Origin of the sequence: Parerythrobacter aurantius (genome assembly GCF_045291475.1) — a bacterium.
Taxonomy (GTDB): domain Bacteria; phylum Pseudomonadota; class Alphaproteobacteria; order Sphingomonadales; family Sphingomonadaceae; genus Parerythrobacter; species Parerythrobacter aurantius.
Genome location: NZ_CP147985.1, coordinates 426589 through 446641 on the forward strand (window position 1 = coordinate 426589; position 20053 = coordinate 446641).

Here is a 20053-nt window from a genome sequence, read left to right on the forward strand (position 1 = left end):
CGCCCGCTGGCAAAGGCGCGCCCTATGACGACTGAACTGGCAAAGACGTTCGACCCCGCCGAAATCGAGGCGCGTTGGTACCGGCATTGGGAAGAGAAAGGCCTGTTCCGGCCCGAGCGTCCCGACGCCGAACCGTTTACGATCGTCAACCCGCCGCCGAACGTGACGGGCAGCCTGCATATCGGCCACGCGCTCGACAACACGCTGCAGGACGTCGTGATCCGTTACGAGCGGCTGCGCGGCAAGGATGCGCTGTGGGTGGTCGGCACCGACCATGCCGGGATCGCAACGCAGATGGTGGTCGAGCGCCAGCTGGAGCAGCGGCAGGACAAGCGCACCAACTATTCCCGCGAGGATTTCGTCGCCAAGGTGTGGGAGTGGAAGGAAGAGAGCGGCGGCACCATTACCCGCCAGCTGCGCCGCCTCGGCTGCTCAATGGACTGGAGCCGCGAACAGTTCACCATGGACGAGCACTTCACCAAGGCGGTGCTCAAGGTGTTCGTCGACCTCTACAACAAGGGGCTGATCTACCGCGATAAACGCCTGGTGAACTGGGACCCGAAGCTGAAGACCGCGATCAGCGATCTCGAGGTCGAGACGCAGACGATCGCCGGTGGCTTCTGGCACTTCAAGTATCCGCTGGCCGATGGAGTCACGACGGCGGAGGGCAAGGATTACCTCGTCGTCGCCACCACGCGGCCCGAAACGATGCTGGCCGATATGGCGGTGGCGGTCCACCCGACCGACGAACGCTACGCCAGCGTGGTCGGCAAGGAGATCGTCCAGCCGATCACCGGCCGCCGCTTCAAGGTGGTGGCGGACGAGCACGCCGATCCGGAACTCGGCAGCGGCTGCGTCAAGATCACGCCGGGGCATGACTTCAACGACTTCGAAGTCGGCAAGCGCGCCGGGATCGCTCCCGGCGAGATGCTCAACATGCTCGATGCCGAGGCGAACGTCTGCCAGACGGCGGACGGGCTGGTGCCGGAGGAGTTCATTGGCCTGCACCGCTTCCGGCGCGATGGCGTGGATGGCGCGCGCGAGCTGGTCGTAAGCCGGATGAAAGAACTCGGCTTCCTCATCCCGCATCTCACGAAGAACAAGGACGGCGAGGACGTCGAGCACGACGCTGAACCGCGCCAGATCGCAACGCCCTTCGGCGACCGCGGCGGGGTGGTGATCGAGCCGTGGCTGACCGACCAGTGGTACGTCAACGCCGCGGAACTGGCCAAGAAGCCGATCGAAGCGGTCCGCAGCGGCGAAGTCGAGATCGTCCCCAAGACGTGGGAGAAGACCTTCTTCAACTGGATGGAGAACATCCAGCCGTGGTGCGTTTCGCGCCAGTTGTGGTGGGGCCACCGGATCCCGGCTTGGTATGCCGAGGACGGTTCAGTCTATGTCGCCATGACCGAGGAAGAGGCACAGGCGCAGGCGGGCGAAGGCGTCGCCCTGACCCGCGACGAGGACGTGCTCGACACCTGGTTCTCCTCCGCCCTGTGGCCCTTCGCCACGCTCGGCTGGCCGGAGCGGACCGACCTGCTCGAAAAGCACTACCCCAACGACCTGCTGATCAGCGGCTTCGACATCCTGTTCTTCTGGGATGCGCGGATGCTGATGGCGGGGTACTTCAACATGGGCGAACGCCCGTGGAACAAGCTCTACCTCCACGGCCTCGTGCGCGCAGCCGATGGCCAGAAGATGTCCAAGTCCAAGGGCAATGTCGTCGATCCATTGGGCCTGATCGACCAGTACGGGGCCGATGCGCTGCGCTTCTTCATGTGCGCGATGGAAAGCCAGGGCCGAGACATCAAGATGGATGAGAAGCGGATCGAGGGATACCGCAACTTCGCCACCAAGCTGTGGAACGCGACCCGTTTCTGCCAGTCGAATGGCATCGGCGCGAGCGACACCATCGCCGCGCCCGAAGCGCGCCTTGCCGCCAACCAGTGGATCATCGGCGAAGTCCAGCAGACGGTCGAAGCGCTCGACGCGGCGATGGCCGACCTGCGCTTCGACGCGGCGGCGAACACGATCTACCACTTCGTGTGGGACCGGTTCTGCGACTGGTACTTGGAGCTGATCAAGCCTGTTTTTGTCGGACCAATCAATGTCGTTGGAGAAGGCGAACCTCAGGCAGCGGATTGGCACGCAATTCAAGAGACCCGCGCCGTCGCCGGATGGGCGCTCGACCAGATCCTCGTCATGCTGCACCCCTTCATGCCCTTCATCACCGAAGAGCTGTGGCACGCGCAGGGCGAGCGGCCCTACGAGCTGATCCTCGCCAAGTGGCCCAATCCGCGCGCCAGCGTTTCCAAGGACGCGACCGACGCGATCGACTGGGTGATCGAACTGACCACCAATGTCCGCAGCGCCAAGAACGAACTCGGCATCGCCCCCGGTGCCAAGCTGGCGGCGTTCTGCTCCGCCCCTTCGGACCTCGCCCGCAGCACAATCGAGCGCAGCGCGGCGGCCATCGAACGGCTCGCCCGCCTGACCCCGGTAACCATGGGCGACGCGCCCGACGGCCCGGCGATGCAGGTTACGGCTGGCGAGGATGTGTTCGTGATCCCGCTCGAAGGAATCATCGATATTGCCGCTGAAAAGGCCCGGCTGGAAAAGGCGCTGGCGACCTCGCAGAAAGAGGCCAAGTCGCTCGAAGGCCGCCTGTCGAACCCCGCCTTCGCCGAAAAGGCCAAGCCCGAAGCCGTCGAGAAGGCGCGCTCCGATCTCGCCTACCACCAGGGCGAGGTCGAGCGGCTGACAGCGGCGCTGTCGCGGCTGGGCTGAACCAATGCATCGCCTTCTGATCTCTGTCCTCGCGCTCCTGCTTCCGACCGGAACCTCGGCGCAAGAAGCGGCAGGTCAAAACGGCGATCCGGTCGTCATCATCAACGGCGTCGTGCAGTATCCGGGGATCGTTTACGAACCTACGGGCAGCGTTGATCATTACGGCCTAACCGTCGAATTCATCGCATGGAGGCAGGACGACGGCCCGGTGAGCACCCAGGCCCTCTCGCTTCACATCAAGGCGGGGTCCAAAGGAGAGATCGAGGCGATCCAAGGTTCGTTTCGAAGAGGGCAAATCGCGCGTTTCGAAGCTGATGGACCACTCACCTTTCACGGCCCCAACGAAGGCGCACAATCCGTACTCGCCGGGCTCGGACAACTGATCGCACCAGTCGAGGATGCGGAGCTCCTCGCGGCGGCTGAGAATGTCTGGAAACCGGAGGGTTTCGCCGATCCTGAATTGGGCGAGTTTGAACCGCATCCTCGGCTTTACGAACACTTCGGTCAAATTCGCGAGTGGCTGGGCAAGAAAACGGTGTTCGAGGTCATCCTTGAACCCATGGGACCGAACGCGCGAGAGCGGGCTTTGAACATGGCCCGCATCGTGTGGAACGATCACGTGGCAATCGACGAGACAATCCGTGAAAGCGTCACCGACAGCATCTACTCGGATGATGAAAGTTATCTGGAAGCGATGATTGTTCCAGTAGGTGGCGGCGAGCCGATCGCCAATGCAACCGAAGACGACCATCCTCCGATTTCACGTGAGGATTTCAAGGCCAATCACCGCCTCACCCGCGTTTCCTGCTCGGCGCAAGATTACTGCGCGCTCGAGTATGTGGCTCAGGGCATCGAATGGTATTGGACATATGACGCGACCATCCGGAGAAAGGATGATGGCTGGTATCTGGACGGATGGGACTTTCCCTAGTTGACGAGGAATGAGCGGCAACGACCTAAAAAAGTAACAGACCCGGCCCTACTTGTCCGACATGTCGCCCTGGTTGGTTCTATCGATCCCCTTGCTGATTATTGTGACGCTGCTGGTTCGCCAGCTGACGCCGGCCCGGCGATGCAGGTGACGGCCGGCGAGGATGTGTTCGTGATCCCGCTCGAAGGGATCATCGACATTGCCGCCGAAAAGGCCCGGCTGGAGAAGGCGCTCGCGGCCCCGCAGAAGGAAGCCAAGTCGCTCGAAGGCCGCCTGTCGAACCCCGCCTTCGCCGAAAAGGCCAAGCCCGAAGCCGTCGAGAAGGCCCGCACCGATCTCGCCTACCATCAGGGCGAGGTAGAGCGGCTGACAGCAGCACTGGCGCGGCTGGGGTAGGATTCAATCCTGCCCTTACGGGCGCATCGTCGACTTTCGGGCACGGGAGTGATGGTTTTGAATGGCCGGAATGAGGGTGGTTTTCGGCCACTTTTTCACGTAATCGGCAAGATGTCAGGTAAGTAGGGAGATGTAGTGTGCTCAAGCTCTTGCTGCTTGCCGGTGTGAGCTTGGCCCCCGCGTTCTCGTTCTCGAACGAAGAACGAGCAGGCCATGAGGCTGACGTCTTTTTTGTCTCTTCTGAAGAAGACACCAAGGCGACCCTTGAGCAACTGATTGATCAAGAATCCGAGCCGTGGAGCAGCGCTAATTCAGCCCTCCGACATTCTCAGGGTGGCCAAATTGCCGTGACAATCCTTCAATATGGGTCCGATGAAGCAACAATTGCTTACCTCTATCATGAGGTCTCTGGTGCCGAAGGTGATAATTACCTCTGCCGGATCAAGATCGATCCCAAAAGCGACGTGGGCTTTTTTCGAACGATGAAATGGTGCCTTAGCTTCATCGATCCGGCCTATCGTCCTACCGTAATTGTTCCACCGATGAAGCCGCGTTGACCTACCATAAGTTGGCAACAACCACGGCACCCTTGCTGATGTCCACCTTGGGGCCGAAAGCGGAATATCCGCATTCTGGATCGTAAAGTTGCCACACTATCAATCCGGCTTGGCCGTTCCTACTTCCCGCGAATGTCGCCATGGCTCGCACTCTCCATTCCCCTGCTGATCGCAACGGCGCTAGTGTTTCGCCATTTGTTGAAGCGGCAGAAGCGAAAGCGGCTGCTAAAAACTCCGCTCACCCCCGAACAACGCGCCGTGGTCGAACGAATGGTCCCGCTGATCCGGCGCTTGCCCTCACCCCTCCGGCATTCGCTGGAAGGCAAAATGAACCTGTTCATGGACCAGGTCATCTTTCGGGGGCAGAACGGCCTCGAAGTAACCGAGGCCATGCAGCTTTCCATTGCCGCGCAGGCGTGCCTGCTCGTCGTTAACAGCCCGGCGTGGTACGATACGCTGCGCAATGTGCTGATCTACCCGTCGGCTTACCTGACCGGCCGCCAAACCCATGACGGCTATGTCGTGCACGAGGGCAACCACGCGAACCTTGGCGAAAGCTGGGCGCGGGGGCCGGTGGTGCTGTCATGGGACGATGCGCTGCAGGGCGGTCTGGTGGCCAATGACGGGCACAATGTGGTGATCCACGAATTCGCCCACCAGCTCGATGGCCTGTCCGGCCACACCGACGGCATTCCCGTGCTGCGAAAAGGGCAGGCCTATGTCGGGTGGGAGAAGGCCATGCTGGACGCCTATCACGACCATGTCGAACGGCTCGAACGCGGCGAGCCGACGCTGATCGATCCCTACGGCGCGACCAACCATCAGGAGTTCTTTGCCGAAGCGATCGTCACTTTCTTCGAACGGCCCAAGCCGCTGAAGCGCGAAGAGCCGGCACTGTATGCCCAGCTGGCCCAACTGCTGTCGCTCGATCCTGCGGAGTGGGCGTGAAGCGGCGTTGTCCTACAGCCCTTTTTTCTGGCATGGCGCAGGAGAACAAAGAATGCCGGTCGGAAAACTCCACCCCCGCCCGAGTCACCTTCCGCATTCTTTCAAGATTTAACATTTTGATTCAAAGCCTTGAAGGACTTCGCGAAAGTGACACGCTGTAACCTTCGTCACTTTCGCAAGACATAATCCAATCCAATGACGCAACCTTCCTCCTCATCGCACAGCATGAGCGATAGACCTGCTGTCGCCGCCTGCCGGCCGGCTGGACATGTCGTGTTTTGGTGTGAACTTTATGTGACCTTTCGGGCAGACAGCCCATGCTGACGCTCGCCACAGACGACACCGGCGGGCCGGAAATCTTCGCCTCGGTCCAGGGCGAAGGCGCCTCTGCCGGTATGCCGGTCGCCTTCGTGCGCCTGAGCCGCTGCAATCTCGCCTGCGTCTGGTGCGACACGGCCTACACCTGGCATTTTGAGGGCGACAACCGCCCGCACCGGTCAGGCACGACCTTCGACCGCAAGGCCAACCAGGTGACGCTGGAGGTCGCCGACGTGGCGGAACGGATCAAGGCGCTGCACCAGACCCGCCTCGTCATCACCGGCGGCGAGCCGCTGTTGCAGGCTGGCGCGCTGGCCGACCTGCTCGAGCTGCTCCCCGACATGAGCGTGGAGATCGAGACCAACGGCACGACCAAGGCTCCGCCCCGGCTCGACATCCGTATCGACCAGTACAATGTCAGCCCAAAGCTCGGCCATTCGGGCAATCCGCCCGAGCTGGCGCTGATTGAGGAGCGGCTCGATGCATATGCGGCCGACCCCCGCGCCTTCTTCAAGTTCGTGATCGCCGATCCGCTGGATATCGACGAGGTGATCGCGCTCCAGCATCATCACGCCATCCCCTCCTCGCGCATCTTCCTGATGCCGGAAGGGACCGACAGCGCCACGCTGCGCAGCCGGATGGACTGGCTGGTCCCGCTCTGCCTCGATCATGGCTGGCGGCTCAGCGACCGGCTCCACATCCACCTGTTCGGCGATACGCGCGGCACATGAGCGAGGCGCAATCCGCACCGCCCGTCGCCATTCGCGGCGACCTGACCAGCGGGCCTATCCGGCGCACGCTGGTGTTGTTCGCGCTGCCGACGCTGATGGGCAATGTCCTCCAGTCGCTCAATGCCTCGATCAACACGGTGTGGATCGGGCGGCTGCTGGGCGAAGCGGCACTGACCGCGACCGCCAATGCCAATATCGTCCTGTTCCTGATCTTTGCCGCGACCTTCGGCCTCAGCATGGCGACCACGGTGGCCGTCGGCCAGCGTTATGGCGCGCGCGATCTCGATGGCGCGCGCCGTGCCTTCGGCGCCGGGATCGGATTGTGCATCGCCGTGTCGATCGCAGTCGCGGCGGCGGGATGGGTATTCTCGCCGCAGCTGCTGGCATTGCTGGAACTGCCTGCGGCCTCGGTCGAATATGCACTCACCTATCTGCGGGTGATCTTCCTCGTCGTGCCGGGGATGACGCTGACGGTGATGGTCTCGATGGGCCTGCGCGGGGCGGGCGATGCCAAGACCCCGCTCTATTTCCAGATTATCGTCGTGCTGCTCGACATCGCGCTCAACCCGCTGCTGATCCTTGGGGTCGGACCGTTTCCGGAACTGGGCATTGCCGGCGCCGCCACCGCGACGGCGATTGCGACCCTGTTCGGCCTCGTCGGGCTGGTCGGCTGGATCTACTGGCGGGACCTGCCGCTGCGGCTGCGCGGGGCGGAATTCGCCTATCCTATCCCCGGGCAGGAGCAATTGCGCTTCATCATAGGCAAGGGCCTGCCGATGGGGGCGCAGATGCTGGTGATTTCTGGTGCGGGGCTGGTGATGATCGGCCTCATCAACCGCGAAGGGCTGATCACGGCGGCGGCCTATGGCGCGCTGCTGCAGCTGTGGAGCTATGTCCAGATGCCGAGCCTCGCCATGGGCGCGGCGGTGAGCGCGATGGTCGCCCAGCACATCGGCGCCGGGCGCGAAGACCGGGTCGACCGGATCAGCTTCGACGGGGCGGTGGTGAACCTCGCCATGACGGCGGTGCTGGTCGTTCTGCTGGTCGCGTTCGACCGCTACGCGCTTTCGCTGTTCCTCGGCGGCGACAGCCCGGCGGTGCCTGCGGCGATCCATATCCAGTGGCTGGCGATCTGGAGCTACCTGCCCTTCGGCATCACCATCGTCGTGTTCGGCACGCTGCGCGCCTATGGCGAGGTGTGGTCGCCGATCTTCGTGCTAATCGCCTCGATGTATGGCGTCCGGCTGGCGGTCTATGCACTGGGATACCCCGCGCTGGGGGCCGACGCGATCTGGCTGTCGTTCCCCATCAGCTCTGTCTTCTCGACGCTGTTCGCCCTCGCGGTCTATTTCCGCGGCAGCTGGCGCGGCCGGAGCAACCTCGCCCCGGCCTGAAGCTTAACCCTGCGCGCGCCAGCGCTGGACCACGCGGAGGACCGATTCTTCCTCGCCGCCGCTCTGGTTCCAAAGTTCGACGAAGCTCGGGTCTTCCGACGCAGGGCGCTTGGCTTCCTCGAGATTGTCGAAAGCGACGCGGATCGGGATGGCGACACCCTCGCCGCAGACGATGCATTCGCGGTTGCGCAGGGCCGGGATACTGTCGAGGAAACCGCGCGCGCCTTCGGGCATGGCAGCCTTGACGAAGGCCTGGTCGCGTTCGTTGTTGAGGCGCATCGAGATGATCGTGCCGCACTGCGACAGCACGCCTTCGGCAAGGTCGGATGGCCGCTGGGTGATGAGGCCGAGCGAGATGCCGTACTTACGGCCTTCCTTGGCGATACGGCTGAGGATGTTGCCGACCGACGACCCGTCGGCGTTCTTCTCGTTGGGCACGTAGCGGTGCGCTTCCTCGCACACCAGCAAGATCGGCCGGGTCCGTTCCTCGCGCGCCCAGATGGCGTAGTCGAAAACGAGCCGGCTGAGCACCGCGACCACCGTGCTGGTGATGTCCGATGGAACGCCGGAGACGTCAATGATCGCAATCGGCTTGCCGCTGGATGGCATGCGGAAGATCTTGGCGATGAAGTCCGCCATGGTGTCGCCGACCAGCATGCCGGAGAACATGAACTGGTAACGCGGATCGCCCTTCAGTTCCTCGAGCTTGGTCTTGAGGCGCATATAGGGGGCCGAGGTATTGGCCTTGTCGAGCTTGCCCATCTCGTCGGCGATCGCTGCGCCGAGATCGGACAGCAGGTAGGGGATGGGGCTGTCGACCGTGATCTTGCCGAGCTGTTCCGCCAGCCGGTTCTTGCCTCTCGCTTTCAGCAGGCACTTGGCCAGGATCTCGGCATCGGTCTCTCGGTCGTTGCCGCTGCTTGTCAGCAGGACCTCGCAATGTTCTTCGAAGTTCATCAGCCAGTAGGGCATCTGCAGGTTCGAGACGTCAAGGATCAGCCCGGTGTTCTTGAAAGCGGCCGAGTATTCCCCGTGCGGGTCGATCATCAGGATATGGCCGTTGGGCGCAGCCTCGCAGATGCGGTGCAGGATCAGCGCCGCGCTGGTCGACTTGCCGGTACCGGTCGATCCGAGCAGCGCGAAATGCTTGCCGAGCATGGCATCGACATATAGGCCGGCGCGGATGTCCTTGGTGGGATAGACGGTGCCGATCTGGATGTTGGAGCGGCCGTCGCTCGCATAGACCATCTTGAGGTCCGCGGTACTCGCCGGATAGATATAGGCGCCGGGAATGGGATAGCGGGTCACACCGCGGCGGAAGCTGTGGATGCGGCCCGTCAGCTTCTCTTCCTGTCCTTCGCCGAGAAAGTCGATGTTGGCGAGGATGCTGCCCGCCTTGCGGTCCTGCCGCTGGTTGCGAACGCTGGCGAGCAGCCAGCTGTTGCCGACACGGATCTTGATCTGGCTGCCGACCTGGCCGGCAAGGGCGATTGAGGGGTCCTCGTCGGTCATGCATTCGTTGAGCCGCTGCAGGTCGAGCGCGATTTGCGAACCCGATCCGGCGATTTCCAGCACCACACCGATGGGTTGCGCGCTGTTGTCGGCGGGCCGCCGCTGCGCAGCCGAAGCGCCTTCGCCTGCTGCGCGGGCTGCACCGAATTCCTGCTTGCTCAAATCTGTCATCGAACGGACCCTGATCCCCTTGCCTCGGTCAAGGCCAGAGGCCTAGCCGCAGCAGGGTTAAGATCGCGTCAATCCTGCGGGGAAGCTGCGCAGGAACGGTCAGATCAGCGCGAAGAGGCGCCCGGCTATCCACCCCATGCCGACCGACAAGCTGATGGCGATGAGGCCGTAGAAGAACGACCAGTCGAGTGAAGCGAACTCCACAAAGCGCCCGAAGCCGACCTTCTCGACCTCCACTTCCGCAATGGCCGAGGCGACCACGCGCCCGTTGCTTATGGCAAAGGTTTCCGCGGTGTAGGTACCCACCTGCACATTCGACGGCAAGGCGATACGGGCCTGGTAGAGCACGCCCTCGCGCAGCTCCACCCCGGCGAAATCCTGCAGGTAGAGGCCCTGCCGCTGGCGCAGGTCGACCAGGCCGTCGCGGAACCGGGCCTGTTCCTCGGGATCGATCGTGCCGCTGGGGGATAGCTGGATGAAATCCGTGCCGAATTCGAAGATAGCCGCCGTGCGATCGTCGACGATCTGGTCGATCGGCCGGTTCGAAGCGACCGCGAAGTAGGACGGGGCCGATCGGAAATCGAGCGCGTCGGCATTCATCCAGACGCCGCCCACCTGCTGCTTTTCACGCAGCCGGATCGGCTGCGACGGACCGCGCAGGACCACGACGACATCGTAGGGATCGCCGCTTTGCACGCCGCCGGGGCCCAGCACGGCGCCGAACAGCAGCAATGTCGTGCCTGTAAAGCCCTGCTGCAGTTCGACCCGATGCTGCGAGACTTCGGGCACCAGCACCGGATCGCGCTGCGCCGTCAGCGCGAGGAAGGCCACGAACAGGAGCGCGAGCCGCTTCACAGCGGCGTCACCGAATAGATTTCGTCGGGTTGTACCCCGAGGCCGAACAGCATCCGCAAGGCGATCAGCAGGACGATGGTCGCCAGGACGAGGCGCAAGAGGTCCGGGCGGGCTTGCAGGGCAATCTTCGTGCCAAACTGGGCGCCGATCACCGACCCGAGCAGCAGCAGCGCTGCCAGCACAAGATCCACGGCCTTGGTCGTCAGCGCATGGGTCATCGTGGTCGCCATTGTAACGAACAGGATGTTGAACAGCGAGGTACCGACCACCACCCGCCCGCTCATCCCGAGGATGTAGAGCATCGCCGGCACGAGCATGAAACCGCCCCCTACGCCCATCAGCATGGTCAGGATACCGACCAGGAAGCCGAGGATCAGCGGGGCCAACGGGGAAATGTAGAGGCCCGAGGCATAGAACCTCCAGCGGTAGGGAAGCGAGGCCACCAGCGGATGATGGCGCCGTTTCGCGGCCGGCGCGGGCGCGCCTCCCCTGCTCGACCGCAGCGCCTCGATCGATTCCCGCATCATCAACGCACCGATCGTCCCGAGCATCAGGACGTAGAGGATGTTGATGACGACGTCGATCTGGCCGAGCAGCTGGAAGAGGCGAAACAGCCCGGCGCCGACAAGCGCGCCCAGAACCCCGCCTACGACCAGCACGCCGCCCATGCGGTAATCCACCCCGCCGGCCCGCTGGTGGGCAAGCACGCCCGACACGCTGGCGCCGGTGACCTGCGTGGCAGCAGATGCTGCGGCGACGGTGGGCGGGATGCCGTAGAATATCAGCAGCGGGGTGGTGAGGAACCCGCCCCCGACCCCGAACAGGCCCGACAATATCCCCGTCAGCGTCCCGAGGGCGACGATCACCAGCCCGTTGACGGAAAGATTGGCGATGGGAAGATAGACGTCCATGGGTCGCCGAGCCGTAGCTTACCGGGGCGACAGATTAAAGCAGGCTGGCGTCAGAATCCTCCGACAATTGTGAGCGCCGCACCCGATCCTGGCTGGGCGTCGCCGGCGAGGCGCTGGCGATAGTCGGCCGAAATGCGCACCGGCACGTCGCCGAGCGTCAGGCGTACGCTCACCGAGGGTCCCGCATCGAGCCGCTCGGCGCCCTTTTGCGCGCCGCCCCAAAGACCCAGGCCGACGCTGAGATCCGCATCGCCGACGCGCAAGACGTCTGCATCGACGCGTGCATGGCCGTCCACGAAGGCCGTGGCGAATTCCCCGCCGGCATAGCCTGCCTGGACATAGCCTTCCGCGACCATCGTGTCCGACAGCTTCAACGGGGCGAGCTCGGTCACGACGGTCGCCACCGGGCGGACAATCCTGCGTCCGGCCGTGTCGGTCAAACGCATTTCGGCCAGCAGCGTCACCGGTACACCTGCGATCGGCCGGGCGCCGAGCCCGGCACCGATGTCCGTCTCCGCATCACGGACCAGCGCCGTTGTTGCACGGGCAAATGCAAAGGGATGGTGTCCGCCGCCCTCGGCGAGACGATAGCGCAGGGAAACGCCGGCCTGGCTACCGCCATAACCGGAATACGGGCCGGCACCGGGGGAACGGCCACCTGCGCTGCCTTCGCGCCAGAAACCCCAGCCATCGATGCGCCATCGTTTCGTGGCTGGCCCCTCCCTCGCCAGACCGGGCACTGGTCCGCCGGCGAGTGAGGGGGCCCGGCCATCGCCGGTCGGGCCCGGACCGGCGGATAGTGCGAACGTCGTCGCGGCAGGCAGGAACGAGGATCCGGGACTATTGCCGGCCATCGCCGGACGAACGGAAGGGACAGGGACCGCATTCCACTTCCCTGGAACCGGCTGGCCCTGTCGTTGCCGGAACGGGATGAAGAGCGGGTGCGCCGGTTCGGGATGACCGCTCGCAATGGCCGAGTCGTCGGGAAACCGTGCTTCGTTCGGGGCATCATCGCCACGATTTCCCTCGACCCCGCGCGCGGTTGCGAAGGGCGGCACCCACACCACCGCCCGGACAGCTATCCACCCGCCGAGGATGAGGGCGAGAACCACCAGTGGCTCACCCCGCCGCACGCCGGAGCCGCTCATGCAGGCGGCCCTTGGCCGACCGTTTGCACAGGGTTGACCGGATGGTCGCGATGCTCGGTCTTGTCCCAGCGCACCTGCCCTCCGGCAAGACTGCCGACATAGGCGATCACTGCCCGGCGACCGGCCATGATGGAAATGATGTTGGCGACGGGAATACGCAGGACCGAGCGAAGCCCTTCGCGCCAACCGTATTCGCGCGCGGTGAACCCGGCCCGCATCACCGCCCGCCACAGCAGGCTGGCGAAATTCACCGCCAGCAGTGCCGTGAGCAGAGGGGAAGACTCGATTGCCGGAGCCATCCCTGTCGCCGCGAGCCCGAGACTGAGGGCCCCGAGCAAGACAAGGAGATAGGCTGTCGCGAGGACCAGTGCGGAAAAGGGCCCGCGCCGATCGCGCATCCGCATCCAGCATTCGGCGACGGACCTGCTCCATCCGAGCCTTTCCCAGCCCTGGAAGGCAATGCCGTGCAACCAGCGGGTCTTCTGCCGCACCGCTTCGTCCAGCCGTCCCGGGAAATAGGCGCGCGTCGCAACCAGCCTGCCATCCGCGTGCCGCACGCGCAGGAACCGCGTCCTTCCTCCGAGCCTGCGGATCGACAGGCCGAGCTGGTAGTCTTCCGTCAGGCTTCCGGCATCGAAGGGAAGACCGTCCCCGCGCGCGGCCGAGAGCAGCGCCAGCTGTTCGCGCGCGATCGCGCACCCGACTCCGGCCGACGGCAAGCCCGCACCGATAGCATCGCGGAGCGGCATCGCCTTGCCGTGAGCCTCGGCGAACTCGTCGCAGTAATGCCCTGCAATCCAGCGGGATCGCGGATGCACGACAGGCAGCACCGGCAGCTGAACGAAGTCAGCTTGGTCGATGGCGGAATCGAGCATGGGCAAAGCGGCCGGATCGACCATGTCTTCCGCATCGTGCAGCAGCACCATCCGGTACCGCCGCCCGTGCCGTCGCTCGTCTTCTTCAAGCGCGCGATACAGCCGGTTGAGGCAATCGGCCTTCGTCGTGGGGCCGGGCACCGAATGAACGACCACGCGAACGCGGGGATCGCCGGACGACGACCCGCTCGCGCTGGCGATGGTCAGCGGGTCATTGGGATAGCAGCCGCAATAGAGGGTCCAGTCGCCCTGCGGCCATGCCTCGAGCATGTGGCGGACCGTGGTCCCGATCACTGCATCTTCCTGCCATGCGGGAAGGAAGACCGCGGCGGGGCCGCTGAGCGGACGGGGACGATCGGTCGCATTTCCGGCGGGCTGCAGACTGGCTGTGACGATCCGCCCGCTGCGTTTCAAGCGCAGCCAGAGCAAATCGATCGCCAGCTCGTCGATCGCGCCGATAAGGAAAAACAGGCTCGCAAAGAGCAAAAGCTCGTATTGAGCGAGTAGCAACCATTCGCCCGGCGTGTAGCCGGCGAAATGCACGAGTCCCCCTGACCCTGTCCCTGCGTGTTCGATTAGCCAACCCCATGTACCCTTGCAACATTGGAATTTTGCCGCAAGAGCATTGGTCATGGCCGAAAAACTTCCCGCACCGACCAAGATACTCGCAACAGCCTTTGCGCCGGTGAAGGCTCTCTTCACCAGCGATGCCTCAGCTGGCATCCTCCTGATCCTGGTGGCTGCGGCAGCCATGCTGGCGGCCAATTCGCCTTTCGCGGACGCCTATCACGGCCTGTTCCACGATTCGCTCCCCTGGACGCCGATCCCCAAGCTCGACACGCTGCATCTGTGGATCAACGACGGCCTGATGGCGGTCTTCTTCTTCGTCGTCGGGCTGGAAGTTAAGCGCGAATGGATCGAGGGGCAGCTATCGACTGCAGACCAGCGGCGCTTGCCGATCCTTGCCGCGGCTGCGGGCATGATCGTGCCGGCCGCGATCTACTATCTCGTCGTTTCGGCCGAAGGGGCGGACGAACTGCTCCGCGGCTGGGCAATCCCCGCGGCTACCGATATTGCCTTTGCCATGGGCGTGCTCGGATTGCTGGGCAACCGGGTCCCTCCGTCGCTGCGGCTGTTCCTGCTGACGGTGGCGATTGTCGACGATATCGGCGCCGTGCTGGTCATCGCCTTTTTCTACACCGCCAATATCAAGTTGATGTGGCTGGCGGCATCGGCGGTGACCGTCGGGATCATGTTCGCGCTCAACCGCAGGCAGGTCGATTCCTACTGGCCCTACATCCTGCTCACGTTGGTCCTGTGGTACTTCGTGCTCAATTCGGGGGTCCATGCCACCATTGCCGGGGTTGCCGCAGCGCTGACCATCCCCATGCGCGGGCAGAACGACGATACCATGCTCGAGCATCTGGAACACGGGCTGGCCCCGTGGAGCGCCTATCTCGTCGTCCCGGTCTTCGGCTTTGCCAATGCCGGGGTTGCCCTGGGCGGCCTGGGCGCGGAAGCGGTCTTCGATCCGCTGCCCCTGGCGATTATCGCTGGCCTCTTCATCGGCAAGCAGGCCGGCATTTTCTCGATAGTGTTCGCGGCGGACAAGCTCGGGCTTGCCGACCGGCCCGAAGGGGCGAGCTGGGCCCAGATATGGGGCGTGTCGGTACTGTGCGGCATAGGTTTCACGATGTCGCTGTTCGTCAGCGGCCTCGCCTTTGCCGGCAACGCATTCCTGATCGAGGAGGCGAAGCTCGGAATCCTGCTCGGATCCCTTCTGTCTTCCCTGCTCGGCTACGGGGTCTTGCGGCTGGCCCGGGGCCTTCCCGCTGGAAAGGTCGCCTCGCCGTCCTGACCGCTACCAGCTGCCGGTATTCGGCATGCTTGCCCACGGTTCCTGCGGAGGCAGGTGGCCTTCCTGCAGCAGCTCGATCGAAATGCCGTCCGGGGCTTTTACGAATGCCATATGGCCGTCACGCGGGGGGCGGTTGATCGTGACCCCGGCATCGGCGAGCCGCTGGCAAGTGTCGTAGATATTCTCGACTCGGTAGGCGAGATGGCCGAAGTTGCGGCCACCGCTGTATTCCTCGGGGACGCTCCCGTCCTCCGGCGGCCAGTTGTATGTCAGTTCGACCTCGGCAAGGCCGGCTTGCCCCGGCGCGGCGAGGAAGATCAGGGTGAAGCGTCCCGCCTCGTTATCGAACCGGCGAACTTCCTCGAGGCCTATCAGCTTGAAGAAAGCGACTGTCGCGTCGGGATCGGTGACGCGGATCATGGTATGGAGGAAACGGGTCAGGCGAAGCTCCGCAGTTTGGCCGTCCGGTAACAGACTGACAGGTACGGTTATCGTTGGCGAATTCAACCCCGTCCTCTGACACCGACCAAAAACCAAGGCCCGCACCGCGCTAGCGGTGCGGGCCTCGCTGGTGGCCCCTTTCGGGGAACCTTACATGCTGTAGCCGATGGTCACGAAGATCCCGGCATCGGTGAAATCCTCCACCGCAGGACCTTCGGTGTCGACGTAATTGAGGCCGAGGGTCAAATTGTCCCCCAGGGCCGCCTTGGCGCCGACGCCCCAGTCGAACGATTCGCCGTCACCGGTGGTCGCGAAGAAGCCGTCGGTGTAGCCCAGATGGGCGGTCAGCGAGAACGGCGTGCTGGGGATCCCGACCTCGAAATCGGAATACAGGTAGAGGTTGTCGTCGCCGCCAAGGGAATCCTGGTCCCAGGCGTAGGCGACACCGACCGTCGCGCCGACCGGCCCCAGCGTCGTCGCGATCGAGGCATAAGGTTCGAAGTAGTCGGTATCGAAGTTGAGCGGATCGGCGATCTCGCCACCGGTCGGGTAGATATAGTAAAGCAGGCCGGCGTCGAAGGTGACGCCATCGGCGATGTCGCCGGTCCAGCCGGCATAGACGTCGAGCTCGACCTCGCCATAGGGCGTACCGCCCGAAATCGACGAAGCCCAGGTTCCGACATAGAAGCCCGTCGTGTGGGTAAGATCGAGGCCGCCCTGCAGGGCGAAATCGCCATCCGAGAAGGATACGCCGCGGAAACGGTAATCGGAAACGAGGGCCACATTGCCCGATAATTCGAAACCGCTCTCGCCGCCCGTAGAATTGACCGTTTCATCGGCCGGCACATCGCCAGCCCGGATGGTGGTCGCCACCGCCAGCGTGCCGGTATCCACAACCGCTGCGGCTTCGGCATCCGGAGTAGCCGGGATGGCTGCGGACGACTGTTCGACAATGTCGTCGGCGGCGAAGGCAGGCGTGGCAATCGTGGCCGCACCGGCAAGAAGAGTAGCGGCTAGGCCGCGAAAGGACGTAAGCATGACAAGCTTCCTTGCTTTTGTGTGTCGCTTCGTCCCACCTGCGCATCGAGCGGTTGCAATTTAACTAACGCAATCTCGCCTCGACGAGGCATAAGAATGCACATTCCTGCTGCACTGCACAACAAAATTGTCACAAAGTGCCAATCGCGGCGCAACCCGTTGCCGATACGCATCACCGGGGCTGGCGCCGCAGCCTCTTGTGCGTTGCGGCAATGTCGCCAAATCCCTATGTCGCGCCCCGCACTGCAGAAAGAACTGCCGACAATCCCCGATGATGAAGTCGCTGACAAAACTGTTCAAGGCCAAGCCTTCGGCGCCGTTACCGGCGGTCCCGGACGGCACGCGCTATTACATCATCGGCGATATCCATGGCCGCGACGACCTCTTCGCCGCGCTCGTTGCAGCGGTCGACGAGGATGCCGCCGGGGCGGACGGGCTGGATGTGCGGATCGTGCTGCTCGGAGACCTGGTGGACCGGGGGCCTGACAGCGCAGGCGTCATAGCGCGGGCTCGCGCATGGCAGGAGCGTCGGCAAGTGGCGATCCTGGCCGGCAACCACGAGGAAATGTTCCTCAAGTCCTTCGAACAGGTCCGCGTGCTCAAGCATTTCATTCGCCATGGCGGCCGCGAGACGATCCTGAGCTACGGCGTCCCTGTCGAGCTCTACAACGAAGCCTCGGTCGAGGAGCTGCAAGGCATCATCCACCAGTATGTGCCGCAGGCAGACAGGGAATTCCTCGCCGGTTTCGAGGAAACGATCGTAGCCGGGGACTATCTCTTCGTACATGCGGGAATCCAGCCCGGTGTTTCCCTTGATGGCCAATCGCGCGACGACCTGTTGTGGATCAGGGAGCAGTTCATCGAATACGATGGAGTCCATCCGCTATTCGTAGTGCATGGTCATACAATCTTCGAGAATGTCGACGTAAAAACTAATCGACTTGGTATTGACACCGGGGCCTTCCGCACCGGAAGGCTGACGGCCCTTGTTCTAGAAGGGACTTCGAGACGACTGATACAAGCAGTCGAGGCAAACAGGACGATTGTCGTCGAGAAAAAGGACAGGTTGGCATGAAAATCGCGATGGTCGGTTCCGGGTACGTCGGACTCGTTTCTGGCGCCTGTTTTGCCGATTTCGGCCATGAGGTAGTGTGTATCGACAAGGACCAGTCGAAGATCAATCGGCTGCACGACGGGATCATGCCGATCTACGAGCCCGGTCTCGATGCACTTGTCGCCAGCAACGTGAAGGCTGGCCGTCTCAGCTTCACGACCGACCTTGCCCTGGGCATTGCCGGCGCGAGCGCCATCTTCATCGCCGTCGGCACCCCCAGCCGTCGCGGCGACGGCCACGCCGATCTCACTTTCGTCCACGAAGTAGCGCGCGAAGTCGGGGAAAATCTCGCCAACGACGCAGTGATCGTCACTAAATCCACCGTCCCGGTTGGTACCGGCGATGAAGTCGAGCGGATCATTCGCGAAAGCGGCACCACCCATCGCTTCGCAGTAGTTTCGAACCCCGAATTCCTGCGCGAAGGCGCAGCCATCGGCGATTTCAAACGGCCCGACAGGATCGTGATCGGCGCCGAGGACGACTTCGGCCGCGAGGTGATGAGCGAGGTCTATCGCCCGCTGTTCCTCAACCAGTCGCCGATCCTGTTCACCAGCCGCCGGTCGAGCGAGCTGATAAAATATGCCGCCAACGCTTTCCTGGCGACGAAGATCACCTTCATCAACGAGATGGCAGATCTTTGCGAGAAGGTCGGAGCCAATGTGCAGGACGTCAGCCGCGGCATCGGCATGGACGGGCGCATCGGTTCGAAGTTCCTCCATGCAGGGCCCGGCTATGGAGGAAGCTGCTTTCCCAAGGACACGCTGGCGCTACTGAAGACTGCCGAGGATTACGATAGTCCGGTCCGGATCGTCGAAGCCGTCGTCAAGGTGAACGAAAGCCGGAAACGTGCCATGGGCCGCAAGGTGCTCGACGCCTTGGGCGGGCTGGAGCCAGCACGCGGCAAGAAGGTCGCGCTCCTCGGCCTTACCTTCAAACCCAACACCGACGACATGCGCGATTCGCCTGCCATCGCTGTGGCCCAGACACTCACCGATGCGGGTGTCGAGGTCGCTGCTTATGACCCCGAGGGGATGGAGCTAGCCAAGCCGCTGATGCCCGAAGTGAGCATGGTGGAAGACCCCTACGCCGCCATCGCGGGGGCCGACGCCGTAGCCATCGTGACTGAATGGGATGCCTTCCGCGCCCTCGATCTGAACCGCGTCAAGGAGCTCGCCAAGGCTCCGGTGCTGGTCGATTTGCGCAATATCTACCAGCCGGACGATGTCCGGTCGAAGGGTTTCACCTACGTCAGCGTCGGGCGGGCCTAGCCGAACCAGCGACGGCGGTTGGCCGTATCACGCAGTCCGGCAATCGTGGCGGCCACCACCAGGCCGGCGGCCACAATGCAGGCAATGGCAATGGCCTGCGCTTCCTGCCCCCCGCGGAAATAGATCGCCAGTAGCGCCCAGCAGAACACCAAGGCGTACCAGGGGTTGCCCCGGCTGCGGGCAACTGCGGCTGCGGCGATCAATCCAACAACGACAACCAGGCCTGCGGTCAGCACGGCATCCTGGCCGTCGCCGATACCGTGAAAAACTAGCGAAGCGGTGATGTTGACGATGCTCGCTGCCGTAAGCCATGCGGCCAGCGCGCTGAAGGTGAGCGCCACGATGAGCCGCTCGGGCAAAGTAAAGTCGCGCTGGAAGCCCACCATGATCCGCAGAATGGCGAGCAGTCCGACGAGCGAGACGAGGATGATGACCGCGCTCAGCGCGGTCAGATTGGCAAACTGCGTGTAGGTTGCCCAGGCGCCCTGCGCGGCGAGAGCCAGGGCCGCCCACCAGCCGATCCGGGCGACCAGGTCGTTCTCCGCCTGCTTCGGCAAGGCCTGCCAGACGGCAAACACTGCGGAACCGAAGAACAGCGGCCCCCAGATGGCGAAGGCCCAGCCCGACGGCGTGATAAGCGTGCGCACGCTGTCGGACCGGTCGCCGATCGGCTCCCCCAAACCGAGCTGCGGCAGGAAGCTCGAGCCGATCTGCCACACGACGGCAAGGATGATGGCGATGCGCTGCGTGGCAGGACGCGGGTATTGGGCTGTCATGTCCGGCGAACCCTTTGGCCGGAG

Annotated in this window: 17 protein-coding genes and 1 pseudogene; 10 read left to right on the forward strand and 8 right to left on the reverse strand. The window is 63.6% G+C overall.

Translation table 11 applies throughout. The annotated features are described in order from the left end of the window. Window positions 1–24: 24 nt before the first annotated feature. The 7 genes and pseudogenes from WAB17_RS02170 (at window position 25) to WAB17_RS02200 (ending at window position 8062) form a co-directional block, all read left to right on the forward strand. Window positions 25–2787, forward strand: coding sequence for a valine--tRNA ligase (locus WAB17_RS02170; RefSeq protein WP_435418405.1), 2763 nt, complete (start codon window positions 25–27; stop codon window positions 2785–2787). 4 nt (window positions 2788–2791) lie between these two features. Next, on the forward strand, window positions 2792–3718 hold the full coding sequence (locus WAB17_RS02175; protein ID WP_435418406.1) for a hypothetical protein: 927 nt from the start codon (window positions 2792–2794) through the stop codon (window positions 3716–3718). Between the two features lie 78 nt (window positions 3719–3796). Continuing rightward, window positions 3797–4114: pseudogene (locus WAB17_RS02180) on the forward strand (valine--tRNA ligase); the annotation flags it as partial. 137 nt (window positions 4115–4251) lie between these two features. Next, window positions 4252–4671 carry a hypothetical protein gene (locus WAB17_RS02185; RefSeq protein WP_435418407.1) on the forward strand — a complete coding sequence of 140 codons (420 nt, stop codon included), beginning with the start codon at window positions 4252–4254 and terminating at the stop codon, window positions 4669–4671. Window positions 4672–4803: 132 nt separating this feature from the next. Continuing rightward, window positions 4804–5619, forward strand: coding sequence for a zinc-dependent peptidase (locus WAB17_RS02190; protein ID WP_435418408.1), 816 nt, complete (start codon window positions 4804–4806; stop codon window positions 5617–5619). 317 nt (window positions 5620–5936) lie between these two features. Beyond that, the gene (locus WAB17_RS02195; protein ID WP_435418409.1) at window positions 5937–6668 is read left to right on the forward strand and encodes a 7-carboxy-7-deazaguanine synthase QueE; all 732 of its coding nucleotides are present in this window, start codon (window positions 5937–5939) and stop codon (window positions 6666–6668) included. Further along, the gene (locus WAB17_RS02200) at window positions 6665–8062 is read left to right on the forward strand and encodes an MATE family efflux transporter (protein ID WP_435418410.1); all 1398 of its coding nucleotides are present in this window, start codon (window positions 6665–6667) and stop codon (window positions 8060–8062) included. The genes WAB17_RS02195 and WAB17_RS02200 overlap by 4 nt, the downstream gene beginning before the upstream one ends. Window positions 8063–8065: 3 nt before the next feature. Here WAB17_RS02200 and WAB17_RS02205 read toward each other — a convergent pair whose 3' ends face one another. From WAB17_RS02205 to WAB17_RS02225, 5 genes are all read right to left on the reverse strand, one after another. Continuing rightward, the gene (locus tag WAB17_RS02205; RefSeq protein ID WP_435418411.1) at window positions 8066–9745 is read right to left on the reverse strand and encodes an ATP-binding protein; all 1680 of its coding nucleotides are present in this window, start codon (window positions 9743–9745) and stop codon (window positions 8066–8068) included. A 99-nt stretch (window positions 9746–9844) separates the two neighbouring features. Continuing rightward, entirely contained in the window at window positions 9845–10600 is a 756-nt protein-coding gene (locus WAB17_RS02210; RefSeq protein ID WP_435418412.1) for a TIGR02186 family protein, read from the reverse strand. Then, on the reverse strand, window positions 10597–11511 hold the full coding sequence (locus WAB17_RS02215; protein WP_435418413.1) for a sulfite exporter TauE/SafE family protein: 915 nt from the start codon (window positions 11509–11511) through the stop codon (window positions 10597–10599). The genes WAB17_RS02210 and WAB17_RS02215 overlap by 4 nt, the downstream gene beginning before the upstream one ends. Before the next feature lie 50 nt (window positions 11512–11561). Next, window positions 11562–12659, reverse strand: coding sequence for a hypothetical protein (locus WAB17_RS02220; RefSeq protein WP_435418414.1), 1098 nt, complete (start codon window positions 12657–12659; stop codon window positions 11562–11564). Beyond that, window positions 12656–14077 carry a glycosyl transferase family protein gene (locus tag WAB17_RS02225; protein ID WP_435418415.1) on the reverse strand — a complete coding sequence of 474 codons (1422 nt, stop codon included), beginning with the start codon at window positions 14075–14077 and terminating at the stop codon, window positions 12656–12658. Before WAB17_RS02225 ends, WAB17_RS02220 begins: the two co-directional genes overlap by 4 nt. Before the next feature lie 88 nt (window positions 14078–14165). Between WAB17_RS02225 and nhaA the strand changes: the two genes are divergently transcribed. Then, complete coding sequence (gene nhaA / locus WAB17_RS02230) at window positions 14166–15392, forward strand: Na+/H+ antiporter NhaA (RefSeq protein ID WP_435418416.1); 1227 nt, start codon at window positions 14166–14168, stop codon at window positions 15390–15392. A gap of 3 nt (window positions 15393–15395) precedes the next feature. Here nhaA and WAB17_RS02235 read toward each other — a convergent pair whose 3' ends face one another. Beyond that, a complete protein-coding gene (locus WAB17_RS02235; RefSeq protein ID WP_435419415.1) occupies window positions 15396–15833 on the reverse strand; it encodes a VOC family protein in 438 nt (145 codons plus the stop codon). Window positions 15834–15983: 150 nt separating this feature from the next. After that, on the reverse strand, window positions 15984–16871 hold the full coding sequence (locus WAB17_RS02240; protein ID WP_435418417.1) for a TorF family putative porin: 888 nt from the start codon (window positions 16869–16871) through the stop codon (window positions 15984–15986). A 271-nt stretch (window positions 16872–17142) separates the two neighbouring features. On the opposite strand from WAB17_RS02240, the gene WAB17_RS02245 reads away from it, so the two are divergent. Together WAB17_RS02245 and WAB17_RS02250 are read left to right on the forward strand one after the other, a co-directional pair. Further along, entirely contained in the window at window positions 17143–17946 is an 804-nt protein-coding gene (locus tag WAB17_RS02245; protein WP_435418418.1) for a metallophosphoesterase family protein, read from the forward strand. Beyond that, a complete protein-coding gene (locus WAB17_RS02250) occupies window positions 17943–19253 on the forward strand; it encodes a UDP-glucose dehydrogenase family protein (RefSeq protein WP_435418419.1) in 1311 nt (436 codons plus the stop codon). The genes WAB17_RS02245 and WAB17_RS02250 overlap by 4 nt, the downstream gene beginning before the upstream one ends. Here WAB17_RS02250 and WAB17_RS02255 read toward each other — a convergent pair. Beyond that, complete coding sequence (locus WAB17_RS02255) at window positions 19250–20029, reverse strand: hypothetical protein (RefSeq protein ID WP_435418420.1); 780 nt, start codon at window positions 20027–20029, stop codon at window positions 19250–19252. The two genes, WAB17_RS02250 and WAB17_RS02255, sit on opposite strands and share 4 nt — an antisense overlap. Window positions 20030–20053: the final 24 nt, after the last annotated feature.